Source organism: Enterobacter sp. BNK-29 (genome assembly GCF_048684785.1).
In the GTDB taxonomy this organism is placed as follows: domain Bacteria; phylum Pseudomonadota; class Gammaproteobacteria; order Enterobacterales; family Enterobacteriaceae; genus Enterobacter; species Enterobacter cloacae_M.
On record NZ_JBLQTU010000001.1, the window covers coordinates 3037744 to 3057432 of the forward strand.

Here is a 19689-nt window from a genome sequence, read left to right on the forward strand (position 1 = left end):
CACGGGTGTGGGCTGCTGTACTCTTTCCATTACAAGCCTTAATACGCTTGCCTAAGAAACATTGCCGCCATGAAGTTTATCATTAAATTGTTCCCTGAAATCACCATCAAAAGCCAATCTGTGCGTTTGCGCTTTATTAAAATTCTCACCGGGAACATTCGTAACGTATTAAAGCACTACGACGAAACCCTCGCCGTGGTGCGCCACTGGGACCACGTTGAGGTCCGTGCGAAAGACGAAAACAAACGTCAGGATATTCGCGACGCGCTGACCCGTATACCGGGTATTCACCATATCCTGGAAGTGGAAGATGTTCCGTTCAGCGATATGCACGACATCTTCGAGAAAGCGCTGGTCCAGTACCGCGACCAGATCGAAGGCAAAACCTTCTGCGTGCGCGTGAAGCGTCGCGGCAAGCACGAGTTCAGCTCCATTGAAGTGGAACGTTACGTCGGCGGCGGTTTGAACCAGCACGTTGAAACGGCGCGCGTACGTCTGACCAACCCGGACGTGACCGTGAACCTGGAGATCGAAAACGATCGCCTGCTGCTGGTGAAAGGGCGCTATGAAGGTATCGGCGGCTTCCCGATTGGCACCCAGGAAGACGTATTGTCCCTGATCTCCGGCGGCTTCGACTCCGGCGTCTCCAGCTATATGCTGATGCGTCGCGGCTGCCGTGTGCACTATTGCTTCTTCAACCTGGGCGGCGCGGCGCACGAAATCGGCGTACGTCAGGTGGCGCATTATCTGTGGAACCGCTTCGGCAGCTCCCACCGCGTGCGTTTCGTGGCGATCAACTTCGAACCTGTGGTCGGCGAAATCCTCGAAAAAGTGGACGACGGCCAGATGGGCGTGGTGCTGAAACGCATGATGGTGCGTGCGGCATCCAAAGTTGCCGAGCGCTACGGCGTGCAGGCGCTGGTCACCGGTGAAGCGCTGGGCCAGGTATCCAGCCAGACGCTGACCAACCTGCGTCTGATCGACAACGTGTCTGATACGCTGATCCTGCGTCCGCTGATCTCCCATGATAAAGAGCACATCATCGATCTGGCGCGCGAAATCGGCACCGAAGATTTTGCCCGCACCATGCCGGAATACTGCGGCGTGATCTCAAAAAGCCCAACGGTGAAGGCGGTGAAGGCGAAGATCGAAGCGGAAGAAGAGAACTTCGATTTCAGCATTCTGGAAAAAGTGGTGGAGGAAGCCTCCAACATCGACATCCGCGAGATTGCCCAGCAGACCGAGCAGGAAGTCGTTGAAGTTGAAACCGTGAGCGGTTTTGGTGCCAGCGATGTGATTGTGGATATTCGTTCTATTGATGAACAGGACGCCAGCCCGCTGAACGTCGAAGGCGTGGAGGTGGTTTCTCTGCCGTTCTACAAGCTGAGCACGAAGTTTGGCGATCTCGACAAGAGCAAAACCTATCTGCTGTGGTGCGAACGCGGGGTGATGAGCCGCCTGCAGGCGCTGTATCTGCGCGAGCAGGGCTTTGCGAACGTGAAGGTGTATCGCCCGTAGTTTCTAGCCGGGGAGTGCGGCCTGATGCCCTCACCCCGGCCCTCTCCCACAGGGAAAGGGAGAACACCTATTCGTAATAATTATAAATCCCCGCAGGCATCACCAGCGATGACGCTACCTCGTACGCTTTCTCGCGCCCGACCAGCAGGTCAATAATCTTTAAGCCAAAATCAATCGCGGTGCCTGGCCCCTGGCTGGTCAGCAGGTTGACGCGCGGATCCCAGACGACGCGTTTATCCACCCAGTGCTCTTCCGGGATCGTATCCTTAAGCCCCGGGAAACCGGTCATGTTGCCAATGGGGAAGATTTCGTGCGGAATCAGAACCGTTCCGGCGGCGGCACAGATTGCCGCGACGATGCGGCCGGATAAATGAAACTGACGCACGGTCTCGACCAGCAGCGGGCTGTCGCGAAAACATTCCGCGCCTTTCAAGCCGCCGGGCAGCACGATGATGTCGTAATCGCCGTCAGCCACCTGAACAAGGGGGGCATCCGCAAGGATTTTTACCCCGCGCGAGCAGGTGATTGCCAGATTACCGTCGCTGGCGACGCTGGCGACGCTGGCGGTGGTGACCTTAATGCCGCCGCGCACCATCAAATCAATGGTGGTGACCGCTTCCATCTCTTCGCTACCAGGGGCGAGGCAGATCAGTGCTGACGCGCTCATATTCACTCTCCTTACGTTTAACCAGGTCATACAGACGGGCGTTTTCCGGCACGGCGATACCGTGCGCGCGGGCGCGTTTTAACAGATAGCCGGTGATGTAGTCGATCTCCGTGTGGCGTAATGCCCGAACATCCTGCAGCATTGAGGAGATGTTTTCTGCCGTGCTCTCAATGACCTGCTCGACATAGCAGCGCAAATCGTCGGCCGAGGTATGCAGGCCTTCCCGCTCAACGACCGCCGCGACTTCCGCACACAGCATGGCAACGTCCTGCGGATGATTTTTCAGCTCTCCGTTCGGGCAGTTCCACAGCGCCGTCAGCGGATTGATTACGCAGTTTACCGCCAGCTTGCGCCACAGCTGAGGGCGGATGTTGTTGTGCCAGGCGACGTCCGGCAGCACCTTCTGCAGCACATCGGCAAGATAGCTGTAATCTCCATCCTGAGTTCTGGCGGGCCCGATGTGCGTCACGCCGCTGGCGACATGCACGATGATGTTGCCGTCGCGACGCGCAGCGTGCGTGGTTGTCGCCATCAGCAGGGGCTGCGGGACGTTTTTCAGCTCATCAAGCGTCCCCATGCCGTTATGCAGCAGCAGAATGGGGGAAGTGGAGGGGAGCTGCGCGGCCAGCGTTTTTACCGCGTCTGAGACCTGCCACGCTTTGAGCGTCACCAGTAAAAGGTCGCTTTGCGCCAGGAAATCAGGATCGTTCGCGGTGAGGGATTCGTTAAAGATGCTTCCGTCTTCACCAATCAGGTTTACACTGCAATAGGGCTGGGGCACGCGCAGCCAGCCCTGAACCTCATGTCCGTGCTTGCACAGCGCGGTCAGCCACAGCTGACCAAGCGCTCCGCATCCGAGCACCGTAATTTTCATTGTTCCTCCTCACCTGCAACTGCGCCAGGTGTTACAGCTTAATTATACAGCTAAGCTTCTGTTGAGTTATGCCTCGTAGCGGGTATTATGCAACGCAACAAAAGTGAAGGGAGAAGAAAAGATGCCATCTTTCGATATTGTTTCCGAAGTTGATATCCAGGAAGTTCGCAACGGCGTTGAGAACGCAACCCGCGAAGTTGAGTCACGTTTCGATTTTCGCGGCGTTGAGGCGTCGTTTGAGCTGAACGACGCAAATAAGACCATTAAGGTGCTGAGCGAGTCTGATTTCCAGGTGAATCAGCTGCTCGACATTCTGCGCGCCAAGCTGTTAAAACGCGGCATCGAAGGGACGTCTCTGGACGTGCCGGAAGAGTTTGTGCACAGCGGTAAAAACTGGTTTGTTGAAGCCAAGCTGAAGCAGGGCATCGAGAGCGCGGTGCAGAAGAAGATCGTTAAGCTCATTAAAGACAGCAAGCTGAAGGTGCAGGCGCAGATCCAGGGCGAAGAAATTCGCGTGACCGGTAAGTCTCGTGATGACCTCCAGTCCGTAATGGCGCTGGTGCGCGGCGGCGATCTGGGGCAACCGTTCCAGTTTAAAAACTTCCGCGATTAATATAAAAAAGCCCGGTTTAACCGGGCTTTTTTTACGCTTTGAGTGCCTGCTCGACTTCGAAGCGGTTGGTCATTTTACTGTCTATTTTGACGTAAGCGCTGCGCTCTTCCGGGACGATGAGCACTTCTGTCACACCCTCTTTGGCTTCCAGACGCTGCTTCAGCATATCGCTGATTTCCACATCATCCGGGATTTCCACGCGCAGGCTGCTCACGTAGCGCGGCTCTTTCATGGTGCTGGCGACCAGCAGCCAGACTGTTGCCAATAGCGCACCGGCGAGGAACACGGTTTGTGAATCAAACAGGCCGTCCACCCAGCCGCCGAGCGAGCCGCCGATCGCCACGCCGAGAAACTGGCTGGTGGAGTAGATGCCCATCGCGGTGCCTTTATATCCGGCCGGGGACTCTTTGCTGATCAGCGACGGCAGCAGCGCTTCCATCAGGTTAAAGGCCAGGAAGAACAGCTGTACGCCGGCAATCAGCTCCCAGAAGTGCGGACCGGCACCCCAGAGCACAATTTCGGCAATCAGCAGGACCGCCACGCAGCCCACGAAGACGCGCTTCATTTTGCGCTTCACTTCGGCGTAGATGATGAACGGCACGACGGAGACAAACGAAATCAGCATCGTGACCAGATAGATTTTCCAGTGCTCAGCCGCAGGGAAACCCGCAGCGGCAAGCTGGCCGGGCAGGGCGACAAAGGTCGACATCAGCAGGATGTGCAGACACATAATGCCAAAGTTCAGCTTGAGCAGGCGCGGTTCGACAATCACTTTGCTGAAGCAGCCTTTTACCATCCCCGATTCACGGTTCAGAACGTGGTTCTTGCTGTCCGGCACGACCCACAGGGTTAAGGCAATACCGATGGTCGCCAGCACGGCAATCATCCAGAACAGGGCGTGCAGACCCAACGTGTGCGTAATGATGGGGCCCAGCACCATGGCAATCGCAAACGTCACGCCAAAGCTCACGCCGATGAACGCCATCGCTTTGGTGCGGTTCTGCTCGCGGGTTAAGTCGGACAGCAGCGCCATCACCGCGGCGGCAATCGCGCCGGAGCCCTGCAGGGCGCGGCCGAGAATAATCCCCCAGATGGAGTGGGAGAGGGCGGCAATCACGCTTCCGAGCACAAAGACCAGCAGCCCGCCGACGATCAGCGGCTTTCGGCCCACCCGATCAGACAGCAGGCCAAAGGGGATCTGGAAAACCGCCTGCGCCAGGCCGTAGATGCCGATCGCGAGTCCAATCAGCGCCTCGCTGGCCCCCTGCAGCGCCATACCGTACGTGGTCAGAACAGGCAGGACCATAAACATGCCAAGCATCCGTAGCGAGAAGACAGTCCCTAAGCCCCAGGTCGCGCGTAGCTCGCCTGGCGTCATTTTATAATCGTTCATTACCACCTCAGTTCAAAAGCAGGCCATAGTGTAGTGCGGGGAAGGGGCGGGGTAAATAAAGGGTTATTTAACAAATATTACATGCGTTATTAGTAGATTCAGTGAATAAAAAAGGGTGCCGAAGCACCCTTTTATTGACCTGTTTGGCTTACCAGACGTAAGTCAGCAGGTTGTGTGAATCTGGCACCATGAAGTCCACGGACATCATCACGGACAGCGAGGTGATGGCCACAATCGAGAACACAAACAGCTTGCGCGCCCAGACTTTGTCATCTTCCACTTTGTAACCGCGCAGCGCCATACCGAGCCACCAGACGCTCACCGCGGCCGCTACCGCCAGATATTTATATCCAGCGTAACCACCCAGAGAGAGCATCAGCGTTGCCACGGCAAAGGCGATGATGTACAGCGTGATGTGGTTCTTGGCAACCGAAATGCCCTTCACGACCGGCAGAACCGGGATGTTCGCTGCCTGATAATCCTTAAAGCGGAAAATCGCGATGGCATAGGAGTGCGGCATCTGCCACAGGCTAAAGATAGCCAGCAGGATCAGCGCACCGCTGTCGAACTCGTTCGTGACCGCGCAGTAGCCAATCACCGGCGGTGCAGCGCCGGAGAGAGAACCAATCAGCGTGCCGTAGACGGAGTGGCGTTTCATATACAGGCTGTAGACGCCCACATACACCACGAACCCCATCACCCCCAGCCAGCAGGCCAGCGGGTTAGCACCAAACCACAGCAGCATAAAGCCAGCAATACCCAGCAAGGTGGCGTACACCAGCGAGACGGAAGGGGCGATCAGGCCTTTCACCAGCACCCGATTTTTGGTCCTTTCCATCTTCTTGTCGATATCCATGTCGATGTAGTTGTTAAATACACAACCGGACGCAACAACCAGTGACACACCGACCAGCGTGTAGATAAAGAGGGTGTAATCAATGCTGCCCTTAGAGGCCAGCAGGAACCCTCCGATCACGGAGATCAGGTTGCCAAAGATGATGCCTGGTTTCGTTACTTGCAGGTATTGCTTAAACATACTCGCCGCTCTTAGTGAACCATCATGTTGTAGTTGAGGTTCCACATAATCCAGATGGAACCGACTACCAGGATAGCGATGATAATCACGGTAAAGATAAAGGCGGTCATATTCCAGCCTTCATCGGACTTGGTGTTCATGTGCAGGAAGCAAACCAGATGCACCAGAATCTGAATCACCGCGGTCACCAGGATTGCACCCAGAATAACCGGCTTAGACGCAGAACCGCTCATCACCATCCAGAACGGGATCACCGTCAGGATGATCGACAGGATGAAACCTGTCATGTAGGTTTTTACGCTACCGTGGGAAGCGCCATGATCGTTTGAATGACTCATTACATCGCCCCCATCAGATAAACAACAGAGAACACACAGATCCACACCACGTCCAGGAAGTGCCAGAACAGGCTCAGGCACATGATACGGGTACGGTTAGTGCTGGTCAGGCCGCGACGGGATACCTGGAACATCAGTACCGCCATCCAGATCAGACCAGAGGTGACGTGCAGACCGTGGGTACCGACCAGCGCGAAGAACGCTGACAGGAAGCCACTGCGATCCGGACCGAAACCTTCCAGAATCAGGTGATGGAATTCATAGATTTCCATCCCGATAAATCCAGCACCAAACAGCCAGGTCAACGCCAGCCAGGACACAACCTGGCTCTTGTTGTTTTTGTACATGGCGATAGCCGCCATGCCGTAGGTGATGGAGCTGAATAACAGCAGTGCGGTTTCAACCAGAACGAACGGCAGTTCAAAGATGTCCTTGCCAGCCGGGCCGCCCGCCGTGCCGTTCACCAGAACGGCATAGGTCGCGAACAGACAGCAGAACAGAATGCAGTCGCTCATCAGGTAGATCCAGAAACCGAAGACTTTGGTCGGTCCTGTATCGTGGTGCGCATGCTCATGCGCGTGGGCAGTTGAGTGCGCCAGAGTATCAGTTGCCATTTTTCAGCCCCGCTTTAGAAATCTCGTCGAAATGCTGATTTTCCAGCTTCTCAACTTCACGGACTGGTACGTAGTAGTCCACGTCCTCGTCAAAGCTCTTCACAATCCAGCTGATTACGATGCCGGCGAAGCCAACAATCGCCATCCACCAGATGTGCCAGATCATTGCGAAACCAAATACCGTTGCGAAGGCGGCAATCACAATGCCCGCACCGCTGTTTTTCGGCATGTGGATTTCTTCGTAATGAGCAGGTTGCTTGTACGCTTCACCTTTTTCTTTCATTTCCCAGAATGCGTCGCGTTCATGAACCTGCGGCACGATGGCAAAGTTATAGAAAGGAGGTGGAGAAGAGGTTGCCCACTCCAGCGTACGGCCACCCCATGGGTCACCGGTCAGGTCACGGTTCTGGTCGCGGTCGCGAATAGACACGTAGAACTGAATCAGCTGAGACGCGATACCACAGGCAATCAGCACGGCACCGCCCGCTGCAACCATCAGCATTGGGTGGAACTGCGGATCGATCTGCTGGCTCAGACGACGGGTCATACCCATGAAGCCCAGCACGTACAGCGGCATAAATGCTACGAAGAAGCCGATGATCCAGAACCAGAACGCGCGTTTACCCCATTTTTCGTTCAGCGTGAAGCCGAACGCTTTTGGCCACCAGTAGGTTACGCCAGCGAAGCAGCCGAAGACCACGCCACCGATGATAACGTTATGGAAGTGCGCGATCAGGAACAGGCTGTTGTGCAGAACGAAGTCAGCGCCTGGTACCGCCAGCAGTACGCCGGTCATCCCACCTACGGAGAAGGTCACGATGAAGCCGATAGTCCACAGCATCGCTGAGTGGAACACGATGCGGCCCTGGTACATGGTGAACAGCCAGTTGAAGATCTTCACCCCGGTAGGGATGGCGATAATCATGGTGGTAATACCGAAGAAGGCGTTTACGTTCGCGCCCGCACCCATGGTGAAGAAGTGGTGCAGCCAAACGATGAACGACAGAACGGTAATACACACGGTTGCCCACACCAGAGAGGTGTAACCAAACAGACGTTTACGCGAGAAGGTTGCCGCGATTTCGGAGAACACACCGAACACAGGCAGAACCAGAATGTACACTTCCGGGTGACCCCAGGCCCAAATCAGGTTGATGTACATCATCATGTTGCCACCCATATCATTCGTGAAGAAATGGGTGCCCAGGTAGCGGTCCAGGGTCAGCAGCGCGATGGTGACGGTCAGAATTGGGAAGGAGGCAATAATCAGGATGTTGGCGCACAGAGATGCCCAGGTAAATACCGGCATCTTGAACATGGTCATGCCAGGGGCACGCATCTTGATAATGGTCACGAAGAAGTTGATACCGGTCAGGGTAGTACCGACACCGGAGAGCTGAAGCGCCCAAATCCAGTAGTCGACGCCAACGCCCGGACTGTACTCAATTCCTGACAGCGGCGGGTAAGCCAGCCAGCCGGTCTGCGCGAATTCGCCCACACCCAGTGACAGGTTAACCAGGATAACGCCGACAACCGTGAACCAGAAGCTCAGGTTGTTCAGGAACGGGAACGCCACGTCGCGCGCGCCGATTTGCAGCGGAACGACAACGTTCATCAGACCGATAACCAGCGGCATCGCCACGAAGAAGATCATGATAACGCCGTGGGCGGTAAAGATCTGATCGTAGTGGTGCGGTGGCAGGAAGCCGGCTTCACCCGCAGAAGCGAGTGCCTGCTGGCTACGCATCATGATCGCATCCGCAAAGCCACGAATTAACATGACGATACCGACGATGCAGTACATGATACCGAGTTTTTTGTGGTCAACCGAAGTCAGCCACTCGTTCCACAGGTAGCTCCACTTACCGAAGTAAGTGATCAGGGCCAGTAAGGCCGCGCCACCAATGATAATTGCAGCCACCGTAACCACGATAATCGGTTCATGGTAGGGCACTGCATCCAGTGTCAATTTTCCGAACATTTTCTTCCTCGGCCCCTTAGTGAGCGGTTTCCGCGTGGCTCATGTCCATGCCTTCCATACCTTCGTGCGCGCTGTGCTCGCCTTCAGGCTGGGTCATGTCCATGCTCTTGCCGTGATCCATAAATTTGCCAATAACGTCTTTGAACAAATCTGGTTTCACATTAGAGAAGTACTCCACCTTGTTATATTCGCTTGGTGCAGCCACTTTTTCGAACGCCGCCATGTCAGACATGGTGTTTGGAGACTGCTTCGCTTTTTCAACCCACTGGTCGAAAGCGGCACGGTCTGGCGTCGCAATAGCTTTGAACTTCATACCTGAGAAGCCCGGGCCGCTATAGCTGGCGGAGATACCATCATAGGTGCCTGCTTCATTCGCGATCAGGTGCAGGTTGGTCTGCATACCGGCCATCGCGTAAATCTGGCTACCCAGACGTGGGATGAAGAAGGAGTTCATTACGGAGTTGGAGGTCACTTTGAACTGAACCGGAGTGTTCGCCGGGAAGGCGATTTCATTCACGGTAGCAATACCCTGCTCTGGATAGATGAAGAACCATTTCCAGTCCATGGAGACCACTTCAATGGTAATAGGTTTCTCATCGTGAACCAGCGGTTTGCTTGGCTCAAGTGCGTGAGTGGTTTTCCAGGTCAGTACGGCAAGGAACAGGATGATCAGAATAGGAACCGTCCAGACCACAGCTTCCACTTTATTGGAGTGTGACCAGTTAGGGCTATACTTCGCATCTTTATTGCTCGCACGATACTTCCAGGCGAAACCAACAGCCATCAAAATGGCAGGAATAACCACAATCAACATCAGGCCAAAAGCCGTCAATATCAGTGAACGTTGTTCCAGTCCAATCTGTCCTTTGGGGTCTAGTAGTGCAGAATCGCAGCCACTGAGTAATACAGTGCCCGCGAATAATGACAACCATCCCAAACTTTTATTGTATTTCCCGAGTCTCATTTAACGACCTCAATTCCACGGAGTCTGGTGGCGTTTAAAGTGTGCGGGCATTTTACGGGAAGGTTACATTACTGTAAACATCATTAGGCCTGTGTCAGGAAGGTGTTACCGGGTTCTGCCGCACGTGTCACAAGTGTTGCAAATTATGTCGGTTTTTATGACCGAAGCCGCACGGCATGGGCTTTATAACGAAAGGACCCCCAAGCATACCCTAAAAGGGGCAATTGGTATAACCATTGTTAAAAATAAACAAAAAATTAACAATTAATTATCAATAAAAAGACATCTGAAAAACGAAAAATCAAACTCTCTTATGCTGAATCGTTTAATGAAAAATAGTGTTTTGGAATGGGAGCCAATAATTTCCAAATCCTATCCCGCACAAATCAACAAATATTTTTTTTGCGGTTGGCGGCTATTTCACCGTTATAATTTCAGTTAGTGATTACAACGGGAAATAACCTTTCGCATTTTTCTTCAGGTCATCTGCGTTTTACGCAACGCCATGAAATCGAGCAGACCTCCGATCAGGATCCCGGCGCTAGCCAGCAGGGCGCCTGCGTCCAGCAGAAGGGCTTCGAAAGGGAGTGCCAGAGATGTGCTGGCATTGATAATAAGCACCACAAGCCAGAGCGCCAGAGCGATGCAGCCCGCCATTAACAGACGTAGCGCAAAACGGTAGGCGCGGCGATATTCGGTGCGCGGCATAAAATGTTCTGTCCGCTGGGTATATTCCAGCGTCTGACGGCAGACCAGCAGCAATAAAATTCCCGGCACGGCAGCCACGACCGAGAAGAGATAAAATGTTGGCCAGCCGTGGGCTTCCACGAACCAGCCGGCAATCGGGCCAACGTACACCCGGCCAACGGCGGAGAGCGCCGAGAGCAGCGCGAACTGGGTAGCGGAAAACGACTTATTGCACAGGGTCATCAGCAGGGCGACAAACGCCGCTGTTCCCATGCCGCCGCAGAGGTTTTCGAAGAACACCGCCGCGGCCATGCTGATCGTATGTTTGTCGGTAATCGACAGCAGCCAGTAGCCTGCGTTAGAGGCGCCCTGAAGGATGCCGAAAATCAGCAGCGCGCGAAACAGCGTCAGGCGCTGCATCAGCACGCCGCCATAAAGCGCGCCGACAATCGTCGCAAACAGCCCCAGCGTTTTATTCACCACGCCCACTTCACCGGCGTCAAAACCGACGCCCCGGATCAGGAAGGTGGTGGTCAAACTCATGGCAAAGGCATCGCCCAGCTTATAAAGGACGATGAGCAGCAGGATCAGCCAGGCGTTGTTGCGGCCAAAGAAGTCACGAAGCGGTTCGGCGACGGCCTGCTCCAGCGAGCTGGGTACCGGGATAACGTCACTCGGTTCGGGCGCGAACAGCGTCGCAATAATGCAGGGGATCAGCAGGGCGGCCATCAGCCAGTACATGCCCTGCCAGCCGAGGTAGCGGTCGGCGAGCCACAGCGCCAGCCCGCCGGAGACCAGCATCCCGAGGCGATAGCCCAGCACGCTGATTGCCGCACCGGCGCCGCGCTCTTCCGCAGGTAACACGTCCGTCTTCCAGGCGTCGAACACGATATCCTGAGAGGCGGAACAGAAGGCAATCACCACCGCAAGCGCGGCCATCCAGCGAAGCTGGGTGGTGGGTTCAAGAAAACCCATCGCCGCAATGGCCAGCAGCAGCAGGATCTGCGTCATCACTAACCAGCCACGTCGACGCCCGAGGAAAGGCGGCGTATAGCGATCCATGACCGGAGACCAGAGGAACTTAAAGACATAGGCCTGGCCGACAAGCGAGAAGAAACCAATCGTTTTAAGATCGATGTTCTCAACCGTCATCCATGCCTGAAGCGTACCGGAGGTGAGCGCGAGGGGTAAACCCGAGGCGAAGCCGAGGATCAGCAGGATAGCTGATTTCGGTTGCTGGAAAATGCGTAAGTAATGGCTGGACATGTTTTTATAAAACTGACCCGGTGATACACCGGGTCAGAGAGCGGGATTAACGCGCGTTCTGCTTGATGAAGTCGTGAATGCTGGTGTCCTGCGCCATATCGGCGATGGTGTCGGTCAGCACGCTGTTCACGGCGTTAGCTATGTTCTGGTTAGAAGCCTGGAAGGCACCTTCAACAGAGTAGCTGGCGCGGTAGTTTTTGGTCATCTTGTTGCCATTCTTCGCGGTGGCAATGATGGCGATATCCGCTTTGGTCGCGATGTTGTAGCGCACGTTGCCCTGAGACACGTCAGCGTACAGGTTGTTCACGATGATCTGCAGATCGACCGCGCCGCTTGGGCCAATCATATAGCCGCGAGCGGTCATCTGTTTCTCCAGCACTTCCTGGAGCAGGAAGCGCAGGTCGCGGGACGCGGTGAGAGTAACCTGCTGGTTATCGCGGGTCACTTTTGCCAGCGCCTGATCCTGACGCTGATCGGCACCGTTAATGCTCACGGTGACGCCCATCAGGCTTGGGTCCTGCTGAGGCAGGGTGATTTTTGGTGAGACATCAATAGTGGTTGGCGGAGTAGCGCAGCCTGCCAGCATAAAAAGGGCTACCAACGGAAAGAAGAGTTTTTTTAACATTTTCGGGTTCTCAACGAATCGTAAGCATATAAAGAGAAAAATTGCCGCCATCATAACATCGCCAACGGCGAGGGGAAGTGGTCAACGCATGTAAATTCATCGCCTTGTCCGAAAACTGACCAGATCACCCTTTTTCCCAATCCGTGTATGACAAAACGTATGAGTCTCACAGTGAACTTCATTCGTTTGAATGAGAAAATCAGACGAAAGCTAAATATTTGTTGTCAAGGTGTAATGGAAACGGTAAAAGCGGCTAACATTTAAAGGGATGGGTGACATCCTGGCGTTGTCGGAGGAGTAATTTCATGATGATACGTGAGCATATAGAAGATAAATTAAGGGCAGCGTTCAACCCTGTGTTCCTCGAAGTCGTCGACGAAAGCTATCGTCATAACGTGCCGGCAGGTTCTGAAAGCCACTTTAAAGTGGTTCTGGTTAGCGATCGCTTCACGGGAGAACGTTTCCTGAATCGACACCGCTTGATCTACAGCACCTTGACGGAAGAACTCTCCACGACCGTGCATGCGCTGGCACTGCATACCTACACCATTAAGGAATGGGAAGGCCTGCAGGATACGGTTTTCGCATCGCCGCCCTGTCGCGGTGCAGGCACTATCGCCTGATAAATCGGATTTGCAACGGCTGGAGCTTTTCCAGTATGTTGCTTACAGATTTCCTCAAAACGGCCTCCGGGCCGTTTTGTTTTGTTTGAGTTTTGAGCGAATGGTGCGATTTTAAGGCTAAAAATAGCCTTAAAGTGTGAAAAAAGCCGCAGCAACATGCCCCAACCGTTCTCGACTCACCTAAGTGATGCCGCTATAATGCCGCGTCTTATTGAATGTCTTCGGGATGATTCTGGCGACAGGGAATGTGAATCTGCACTAAGAGAGCATCCCGGTATAACAGACAGATTCAGAGTTGACCGAGCACTGTGATTTTTTTGAGGTAACAAGATGCAAGTTTCAGTTGAAACCACTCAAGGCCTTGGCCGCCGTGTAACGATTACTATCGCTGCTGACAGCATCGAAACTGCTGTGAAAAGCGAGCTGGTCAACGTAGCAAAAAAAGTACGTATTGACGGCTTCCGCAAGGGCAAAGTACCAATGAATGTTGTTGCTCAGCGTTATGGCGCTTCCGTGCGTCAGGATGTGCTGGGTGAACTGATGAGCCGTAACTTTATTGATGCGATCATCAAAGAAAAAATCAATCCGGCCGGTGCGCCGAACTACGTTCCAGGCGAATACAAACTGGGCGAAGACTTCACCTACTCCGTAGAGTTCGAAGTGTACCCGGAAGTTGAGCTGAAAGGTCTGGAATCTATCGAAGTTGAAAAACCAGTTGTTTCCGTGACTGACGAAGACGTTGACGGCATGCTGGATACCCTGCGCAAGCAGCAGGCGAACTGGAAAGAAAAAGAAGGCGCTGTTGACGCTGAAGACCGTGTCACCATCGACTTCACCGGTTCTGTAGACGGCGAAGAGTTCGAAGGCGGTAAAGCGTCTGACTTCGTACTGGCAATGGGCCAGGGTCGTATGATCCCAGGCTTCGAAGACGGTATCAAAGGCCACAAGGCTGGCGAAGAGTTCACCATCGACGTGACCTTCCCGGAAGAATACCACGCTGAAAACCTGAAAGGGAAAGCAGCGAAGTTCGCTATCAACCTGAAGAAAGTTGAAGAGCGCGAACTGCCAGAACTGACTGAAGAATTCATCAAGCGTTTCGGCGTGGAAGATGGTTCCGTAGCGGGTCTGCGTACCGAAGTGCGTAAGAACATGGAACGCGAACTGAACGGCGCGGTGCGTAACCGTGTGAAATCTCAGGCGATCGAAGGTCTGGTGAAAGCCAACGAAATCGACGTTCCTGCTGCCCTGATCGACAGCGAAATCGACGTTCTGCGCCGTCAGGCTGCACAGCGTTTCGGTGGCAACCAGCAGCAAGCGATGGAACTGCCACGCGAGCTGTTCGAAGAGCAAGCGAAACGCCGCGTTGTTGTTGGCCTGCTGCTGGGCGAAGTGATTCGTACCCACGAGCTGAAAGCTGACGAAGAGCGTGTGAAAGGCCTGATCGAAGAGATGGCTTCTGCATACGAAGATCCATCAGAAGTGATCGAGTTCTACGGTAAGAACAAAGAGCTGATGGACAACATGCGCAACGTTGCCCTGGAAGAGCAGGCTGTTGAAGCGGTACTGGCGAAAGCGAAAGTGACCGAAAAAGCGACCTCTTTCAACGAACTGATGAACCAGCAGGCGTAATTTCGCCCCAACGGTTTAAAGTTTGAACAGAAAACCCGTTGCCTTGCGGCAGCGGGTTTTTTTTATCGCAGCGATAGCCCAGGAAGAGTGCTAAAACGCCCTTTCGGTGTTAGCGTAACAACAAAAGGTTGTTATGCTTGAAATAGGGCACTGTGAACCCCATAAGTACGTAATCATGATGAATGAGACTGGCTGATAATCCGTCCGTAAGGTTACAATCAGTACAGCAGGTGTTTTCAATTTTGATCCAGGAGACGGAAATGTCATACAGTGGCGAACGAGATAACTTTGCACCCCATATGGCTCTGGTGCCAATGGTTATTGAACAGACCTCACGTGGTGAGCGTTCTTTTGATATCTATTCCCGTCTGCTCAAGGAACGCGTTATCTTTCTGACCGGCCAGGTGGAAGACCACATGGCTAACCTGATCGTGGCGCAGATGCTGTTTCTGGAAGCGGAAAACCCGGAAAAAGACATTTACCTGTACATTAACTCCCCGGGTGGCGTGATTACAGCAGGTATGTCCATTTATGACACCATGCAATTCATCAAGCCTGATGTAAGCACTATCTGTATGGGTCAGGCTGCATCTATGGGCGCGTTCCTGTTAACAGCAGGGGCGAAAGGTAAGCGTTTCTGCTTGCCAAATTCCCGCGTGATGATTCACCAGCCGCTGGGCGGTTACCAGGGGCAGGCGACGGATATCGAAATCCACGCCCGTGAAATTCTGAAAGTAAAAGCGCGCATGAATGAACTTATGGCGCAGCATACGGGTCAACCACTCGAGCAGATCGAGCGCGATACCGAGCGCGATCGCTTCCTCTCTGCTCCAGAGGCAGTTGAGTACGGCTTAGTCGACTCCGTGTTGACCCATCGTAATTGATGCCCGCGACGCGAGTGTGCCGCTATACTAAGGTAGGGCGGCACGCTGCTGATTGCAGCTTGCGTCTTAGAATGGCATTTGCGTCGTCATGTGCGGCACAAAGAACTTAAAAAGAGGTTTGGACTCATGACAGATAAACGCAAAGATGGTTCGGGCAAACTGCTGTACTGCTCTTTTTGCGGCAAAAGCCAGCATGAAGTGCGTAAACTGATTGCCGGGCCGTCCGTGTATATCTGCGACGAATGTGTCGATTTATGTAACGACATCATTCGCGAAGAGATTAAAGAAGTCGCACCGCACCGTGAGCGCAGCGCGCTGCCAACGCCGCATGAAATTCGTCATCACCTTGACGACTACGTCATCGGACAAGAGCAGGCCAAGAAAGTGCTGGCAGTAGCGGTCTATAACCACTACAAACGTCTGCGTAACGGCGACACCAGCAATGGCGTAGAACTGGGTAAAAGTAACATTCTGCTGATCGGCCCAACCGGTTCCGGTAAAACGCTGCTGGCTGAAACCCTGGCGCGCCTGCTTGATGTTCCGTTCACGATGGCGGATGCCACCACCCTGACCGAGGCCGGTTATGTGGGTGAGGACGTCGAAAACATCATTCAGAAACTGCTGCAGAAGTGCGATTATGACGTACAGAAAGCCCAGCGCGGGATTGTTTACATCGATGAGATCGACAAGATTTCCCGTAAATCAGACAACCCGTCCATTACCCGTGACGTATCGGGTGAAGGCGTACAGCAGGCGCTGCTGAAGCTAATCGAAGGTACGGTTGCCGCCGTTCCGCCACAGGGTGGTCGTAAACATCCGCAGCAGGAGTTCCTGCAGGTTGATACCTCCAAAATCCTGTTCATCTGTGGTGGCGCGTTTGCTGGTCTGGACAAAGTCATCTCCCACCGTGTTGAAACCGGCTCCGGCATTGGTTTTGGCGCAACGGTGAAGTCGACATCGGAAAAACCAAACGAAGGCGAACTGCTGTCTCAGGTTGAACCGGAAGATCTGATCAAATTCGGTCTGATCCCTGAATTCATCGGCCGTCTGCCGGTTGTGGCAACGCTGAATGAGCTGAGCGAAGACGCGCTGATTCAGATCCTGAAAGAGCCGAAAAATGCGCTGACCAAGCAGTATCAGGCGCTGTTCAATCTGGAAGGTGTTGATCTGGAATTCCGCGACGAAGCGCTGGATGCTATTGCCAAGAAAGCGATGGTTCGTAAAACCGGTGCCCGTGGTCTGCGTTCAATTGTCGAAGCGGCACTGCTCGACACCATGTACGATCTGCCTTCGATGGAAGACGTTGAGAAAGTGGTGATTGACGAGTCCGTGATTAGCGGCCAAACCAAGCCGCTGCTGATTTACGGCAAACCGGAAGCGCAGCAGGCATCTGGCGAATAATTAACCAAATCATACAAGCAGTTAATCAAAAAGGGGGGATTTTATCTCCCCTTTACTTTTTCCGTATTCATAGCGTTGAATGTGTGGGAAACATCCCCATATACTGGATACATGTTAATGGTTATGTGAAGCACAGTGACATGACCAGCTTACCTGGCGGACACTAACTAAGAGAGAGCTCTATGAATCCTGAGCGTTCTGAACGCATTGAAATCCCCGTATTGCCGTTGCGCGATGTGGTGGTTTATCCGCACATGGTCATACCCTTATTTGTAGGGCGGGAAAAATCTATCCGTTGCCTCGAAGCCGCCATGGATCATGATAAAAAAATCATGCTGGTAGCTCAGAAAGAAGCATCAACGGATGAGCCGGGTGTAAACGATCTTTTCACCGTCGGGACCGTGGCCTCTATTTTGCAGATGCTGAAGCTGCCTGACGGCACCGTAAAGGTGCTGGTAGAAGGCCTGCAGCGTGCGCGTATTACCACTCTGTCAGATGACGGCGAGCACTTCTCTGCGAAGGCAGAGTACCTTGATTCGCCTGAGCTTGATGAGCGTGAACAGGAAGTGCTGGTTCGCACCGCGATTAGCCAGTTTGAAGGCTATATCAAGCTGAACAAGAAAATTCCACCAGAAGTGCTGACGTCGCTGAACAGCATCGACGATCCTGCGCGTCTGGCGGACACCATCGCTGCACATATGCCGCTGAAGCTGGCTGACAAACAGTCCGTGCTGGAAATGTCCGACGTTAACGAACGTCTGGAATACCTGATGGCGATGATGGAGTCTGAAATCGATCTGCTGCAGGTTGAGAAGCGCATTCGCAACCGCGTGAAAAAGCAGATGGAGAAATCTCAGCGCGAGTACTATCTGAATGAGCAAATGAAGGCCATTCAGAAAGAACTGGGCGAGATGGACGACGCGCCGGACGAAAACGAAGCGCTGAAGCGTAAGATCGACGCGGCGAAGATGCCGAAAGAGGCGAAAGAGAAGGCTGAAGCAGAACTGCAGAAGCTGAAAATGATGTCTCCAATGTCGGCTGAAGCGACCGTTGTACGCGGCTACATTGAGTGGATGGTGCAGGTTCCGTGGAACGCCCGCAGCAAGGTCAAAAAAGACCTGCGTCAGGCGCAGGAAATCCTGGATACCGATCACTACGGTCTGGAACGCGTGAAAGACCGCATTCTTGAGTACCTCGCGGTACAAAGCCGTGTAAACAAAATCAAGGGCCCAATTCTGTGTCTGGTTGGACCGCCGGGGGTAGGTAAAACCTCTCTGGGTCAGTCCATCGCCAAAGCGACCGGACGTAAGTATATCCGTATGGCGCTGGGGGGCGTACGCGATGAAGCGGAAATCCGCGGTCACCGCCGTACCTACATCGGTTCTATGCCGGGTAAACTGATCCAGAAGATGGCGAAAGTGGGGGTTAAAAACCCGCTGTTCCTGCTCGATGAGATCGACAAGATGTCGTCGGACATGCGCGGTGACCCTGCGTCTGCACTGCTGGAAGTGCTTGATCCAGAACAGAACGTGGCGTTCAGCGATCACTACCTGGAAGTGGACTACGACCTGAGCGATGTGATGTTCGTGGCGACCTCCAACTCCATGAACATTCCGGCCCCGCTGCTGGACCGTATGGAAGTGATCCGTCTCTCCGGTTATACCGAAGATGAGAAGCTGAACATCGCTAAGCAGCACCTGCTGCCGAAACAGATTGAGCGTAACGCGCTGAAAGCCAACGAGCTGACCGTCGAGGACAGCGCGATTGTCGGCATCATTCGCTACTACACCCGTGAAGCGGGCGTGCGTAGCCTTGAGCGTGAAATCTCTAAACTGTGTCGTAAAGCGGTGAAACAGCTGCTGCTGGATAAGAGCCTGAAACACATTGTGATTAACGGCGACAATCTGCATGCGTACCTGGGCGTTCAGCGCTTTGACTACGGTCGCGCGGACAACGAAAACCGCGTTGGTCAGGTAACTGGCCTGGCATGGACGGAAGTGGGCGGCGATCTGCTGACCATCGAAACCGCCTGCGTGCCGGGTAAAGGTAAACTGACCTACACCGGCTCGCTGGGTGAAGTGATGCAGGAATCCATCCAGGCGGCGCTGACCGTGGTGCGCGCGCGCGCGGAGAAACTGGGTATCAACCCTGATTTCTACGAAAAACGCGACATCCACGTGCACGTTCCTGAAGGTGCGACGCCGAAAGATGGCCCAAGCGCGGGTATTGCCATGTGTACTGCTCTGGTTTCCTGCCTGACAGGGAACCCGGTGCGTGCCGATGTGGCAATGACCGGTGAAATCACGCTGCGTGGTCAGGTTCTGCCGATTGGTGGTTTAAAAGAAAAACTGCTGGCGGCACACCGCGGTGGGATCAAAACCGTATTGATCCCTTACGAAAACAAACGCGATCTGGAAGAGATTCCAGACAACGTGATTGCCGACCTGCAGATCCATCCTGTGAAGCGAATTGAGGAAGTTCTCAGTCTCGCATTGCAGAATGAACCCTCCGGAATGCAGGTTGTAACCGCAAAATAGTGACCTCGCGCAAAGAGCGTCAATAAAAACAAGGCTGGT

Annotated in this window: 17 protein-coding genes; 7 read left to right on the top strand and 10 right to left on the bottom strand. The window is 53.8% G+C overall.

From position 1 onward, the window contains the following. Positions 1 to 69 precede the first annotated feature (69 nt). The gene (thiI, locus tag ACMGGX_RS14485) at positions 70 to 1518 is read left to right on the top strand and encodes a tRNA uracil 4-sulfurtransferase ThiI (RefSeq protein ID WP_045887927.1); all 1449 of its coding nucleotides are present in this window, start codon (positions 70 to 72) and stop codon (positions 1516 to 1518) included. A 67-nt stretch (positions 1519 to 1585) separates the two neighbouring features. Here the strand turns inward: thiI and yajL are convergent, their stop codons facing one another. Both yajL and panE read right to left on the bottom strand, forming a co-directional pair. Next, positions 1586 to 2185, bottom strand: a complete 600-nt coding sequence (yajL, locus tag ACMGGX_RS14490; protein WP_420298526.1) for a protein deglycase YajL — start codon at positions 2183 to 2185, stop codon at positions 1586 to 1588. Continuing rightward, a complete protein-coding gene (gene panE, locus ACMGGX_RS14495; RefSeq protein WP_023310564.1) occupies positions 2148 to 3059 on the bottom strand; it encodes a 2-dehydropantoate 2-reductase in 912 nt (303 codons plus the stop codon). The genes yajL and panE overlap by 38 nt, the downstream gene beginning before the upstream one ends. A gap of 121 nt (positions 3060 to 3180) precedes the next feature. On the opposite strand from panE, the gene ACMGGX_RS14500 reads away from it, so the two are divergent. Further along, positions 3181 to 3672: a YajQ family cyclic di-GMP-binding protein gene (locus ACMGGX_RS14500; RefSeq protein ID WP_023334701.1), complete on the top strand. Its 492-nt coding sequence runs from the start codon at positions 3181 to 3183 to the stop codon at positions 3670 to 3672. Positions 3673 to 3703: 31 nt separating this feature from the next. Here ACMGGX_RS14500 and ACMGGX_RS14505 read toward each other — a convergent pair whose 3' ends face one another. The 8 genes from ACMGGX_RS14505 to ACMGGX_RS14540 all read right to left on the bottom strand — a co-directional run bounded on the left by ACMGGX_RS14505 (position 3704) and on the right by ACMGGX_RS14540 (position 12576). After that, positions 3704 to 5065 (bottom strand): MFS transporter, encoded by a 1362-nt coding sequence (locus ACMGGX_RS14505; protein WP_023310566.1) that lies wholly within the window; start codon positions 5063 to 5065, stop codon positions 3704 to 3706. Positions 5066 to 5213: 148 nt separating this feature from the next. Next, positions 5214 to 6101 carry a heme o synthase gene (cyoE, locus tag ACMGGX_RS14510; RefSeq protein WP_013095848.1) on the bottom strand — a complete coding sequence of 296 codons (888 nt, stop codon included), beginning with the start codon at positions 6099 to 6101 and terminating at the stop codon, positions 5214 to 5216. Positions 6102 to 6112: 11 nt separating this feature from the next. Next, entirely contained in the window at positions 6113 to 6439 is a 327-nt protein-coding gene (locus ACMGGX_RS14515) for a cytochrome o ubiquinol oxidase subunit IV (protein WP_006176899.1), read from the bottom strand. Further along, positions 6439 to 7053 (bottom strand): cytochrome o ubiquinol oxidase subunit III, encoded by a 615-nt coding sequence (locus ACMGGX_RS14520; RefSeq protein WP_023334703.1) that lies wholly within the window; start codon positions 7051 to 7053, stop codon positions 6439 to 6441. Before ACMGGX_RS14520 ends, ACMGGX_RS14515 begins: the two co-directional genes overlap by 1 nt. Further along, on the bottom strand, positions 7043 to 9034 hold the full coding sequence (cyoB, locus tag ACMGGX_RS14525; protein WP_014168864.1) for a cytochrome o ubiquinol oxidase subunit I: 1992 nt from the start codon (positions 9032 to 9034) through the stop codon (positions 7043 to 7045). The genes ACMGGX_RS14520 and cyoB overlap by 11 nt, the downstream gene beginning before the upstream one ends. A 16-nt stretch (positions 9035 to 9050) precedes the next feature. Then, positions 9051 to 9998: a cytochrome o ubiquinol oxidase subunit II gene (gene cyoA / locus ACMGGX_RS14530; RefSeq protein ID WP_014882770.1), complete on the bottom strand. Its 948-nt coding sequence runs from the start codon at positions 9996 to 9998 to the stop codon at positions 9051 to 9053. A gap of 477 nt (positions 9999 to 10475) precedes the next feature. Beyond that, a complete protein-coding gene (ampG, locus tag ACMGGX_RS14535) occupies positions 10476 to 11951 on the bottom strand; it encodes a muropeptide MFS transporter AmpG (protein ID WP_420298527.1) in 1476 nt (491 codons plus the stop codon). Positions 11952 to 11997: 46 nt separating this feature from the next. Then, complete coding sequence (locus tag ACMGGX_RS14540; protein ID WP_023310568.1) at positions 11998 to 12576, bottom strand: lipoprotein; 579 nt, start codon at positions 12574 to 12576, stop codon at positions 11998 to 12000. A 305-nt stretch (positions 12577 to 12881) separates the two neighbouring features. Between ACMGGX_RS14540 and bolA the strand changes: the two genes are divergently transcribed. From bolA to lon, 5 genes are all read left to right on the top strand, one after another. Further along, positions 12882 to 13199: a transcriptional regulator BolA gene (gene bolA / locus ACMGGX_RS14545; RefSeq protein WP_021241655.1), complete on the top strand. Its 318-nt coding sequence runs from the start codon at positions 12882 to 12884 to the stop codon at positions 13197 to 13199. Between the two features lie 330 nt (positions 13200 to 13529). Next, the gene (tig, locus tag ACMGGX_RS14550) at positions 13530 to 14828 is read left to right on the top strand and encodes a trigger factor (protein WP_023310569.1); all 1299 of its coding nucleotides are present in this window, start codon (positions 13530 to 13532) and stop codon (positions 14826 to 14828) included. A gap of 260 nt (positions 14829 to 15088) precedes the next feature. Then, positions 15089 to 15712, top strand: a complete 624-nt coding sequence (clpP, locus tag ACMGGX_RS14555) for an ATP-dependent Clp endopeptidase proteolytic subunit ClpP (RefSeq protein ID WP_010428105.1) — start codon at positions 15089 to 15091, stop codon at positions 15710 to 15712. A gap of 126 nt (positions 15713 to 15838) precedes the next feature. Further along, the gene (gene clpX, locus ACMGGX_RS14560; RefSeq protein WP_023310570.1) at positions 15839 to 17113 is read left to right on the top strand and encodes an ATP-dependent protease ATP-binding subunit ClpX; all 1275 of its coding nucleotides are present in this window, start codon (positions 15839 to 15841) and stop codon (positions 17111 to 17113) included. Positions 17114 to 17295: 182 nt separating this feature from the next. Beyond that, complete coding sequence (lon, locus tag ACMGGX_RS14565) at positions 17296 to 19650, top strand: endopeptidase La (RefSeq protein ID WP_126543958.1); 2355 nt, start codon at positions 17296 to 17298, stop codon at positions 19648 to 19650. Positions 19651 to 19689: the final 39 nt, after the last annotated feature.

What these genes read in the sequence shown, in the direction of transcription:
- thiI (WP_045887927.1), top strand. Translation starts at nt 70, where the DNA reads ATGAAGTTTATCATTAAATTGTTCCCTGAAATCACCATCAAAAGCCAA.
- yajL (WP_420298526.1), bottom strand. Translation starts at nt 2,185, where the DNA reads ATGAGCGCGTCAGCACTGATCTGCCTCGCCCCTGGTAGCGAAGAGATG.
- panE (WP_023310564.1), bottom strand. Translation starts at nt 3,059, where the DNA reads ATGAAAATTACGGTGCTCGGATGCGGAGCGCTTGGTCAGCTGTGGCTG.
- ACMGGX_RS14500 (WP_023334701.1), top strand. Translation starts at nt 3,181, where the DNA reads ATGCCATCTTTCGATATTGTTTCCGAAGTTGATATCCAGGAAGTTCGC.
- ACMGGX_RS14505 (WP_023310566.1), bottom strand. Translation starts at nt 5,065, where the DNA reads ATGAACGATTATAAAATGACGCCAGGCGAGCTACGCGCGACCTGGGGC.
- cyoE (WP_013095848.1), bottom strand. Translation starts at nt 6,101, where the DNA reads ATGTTTAAGCAATACCTGCAAGTAACGAAACCAGGCATCATCTTTGGC.
- ACMGGX_RS14515 (WP_006176899.1), bottom strand. Translation starts at nt 6,439, where the DNA reads ATGAGTCATTCAAACGATCATGGCGCTTCCCACGGTAGCGTAAAAACC.
- ACMGGX_RS14520 (WP_023334703.1), bottom strand. Translation starts at nt 7,053, where the DNA reads ATGGCAACTGATACTCTGGCGCACTCAACTGCCCACGCGCATGAGCAT.
- cyoB (WP_014168864.1), bottom strand. Translation starts at nt 9,034, where the DNA reads ATGTTCGGAAAATTGACACTGGATGCAGTGCCCTACCATGAACCGATT.
- cyoA (WP_014882770.1), bottom strand. Translation starts at nt 9,998, where the DNA reads ATGAGACTCGGGAAATACAATAAAAGTTTGGGATGGTTGTCATTATTC.
- ampG (WP_420298527.1), bottom strand. Translation starts at nt 11,951, where the DNA reads ATGTCCAGCCATTACTTACGCATTTTCCAGCAACCGAAATCAGCTATC.
- ACMGGX_RS14540 (WP_023310568.1), bottom strand. Translation starts at nt 12,576, where the DNA reads ATGTTAAAAAAACTCTTCTTTCCGTTGGTAGCCCTTTTTATGCTGGCA.
- bolA (WP_021241655.1), top strand. Translation starts at nt 12,882, where the DNA reads ATGATGATACGTGAGCATATAGAAGATAAATTAAGGGCAGCGTTCAAC.
- tig (WP_023310569.1), top strand. Translation starts at nt 13,530, where the DNA reads ATGCAAGTTTCAGTTGAAACCACTCAAGGCCTTGGCCGCCGTGTAACG.
- clpP (WP_010428105.1), top strand. Translation starts at nt 15,089, where the DNA reads ATGTCATACAGTGGCGAACGAGATAACTTTGCACCCCATATGGCTCTG.
- clpX (WP_023310570.1), top strand. Translation starts at nt 15,839, where the DNA reads ATGACAGATAAACGCAAAGATGGTTCGGGCAAACTGCTGTACTGCTCT.
- lon (WP_126543958.1), top strand. Translation starts at nt 17,296, where the DNA reads ATGAATCCTGAGCGTTCTGAACGCATTGAAATCCCCGTATTGCCGTTG.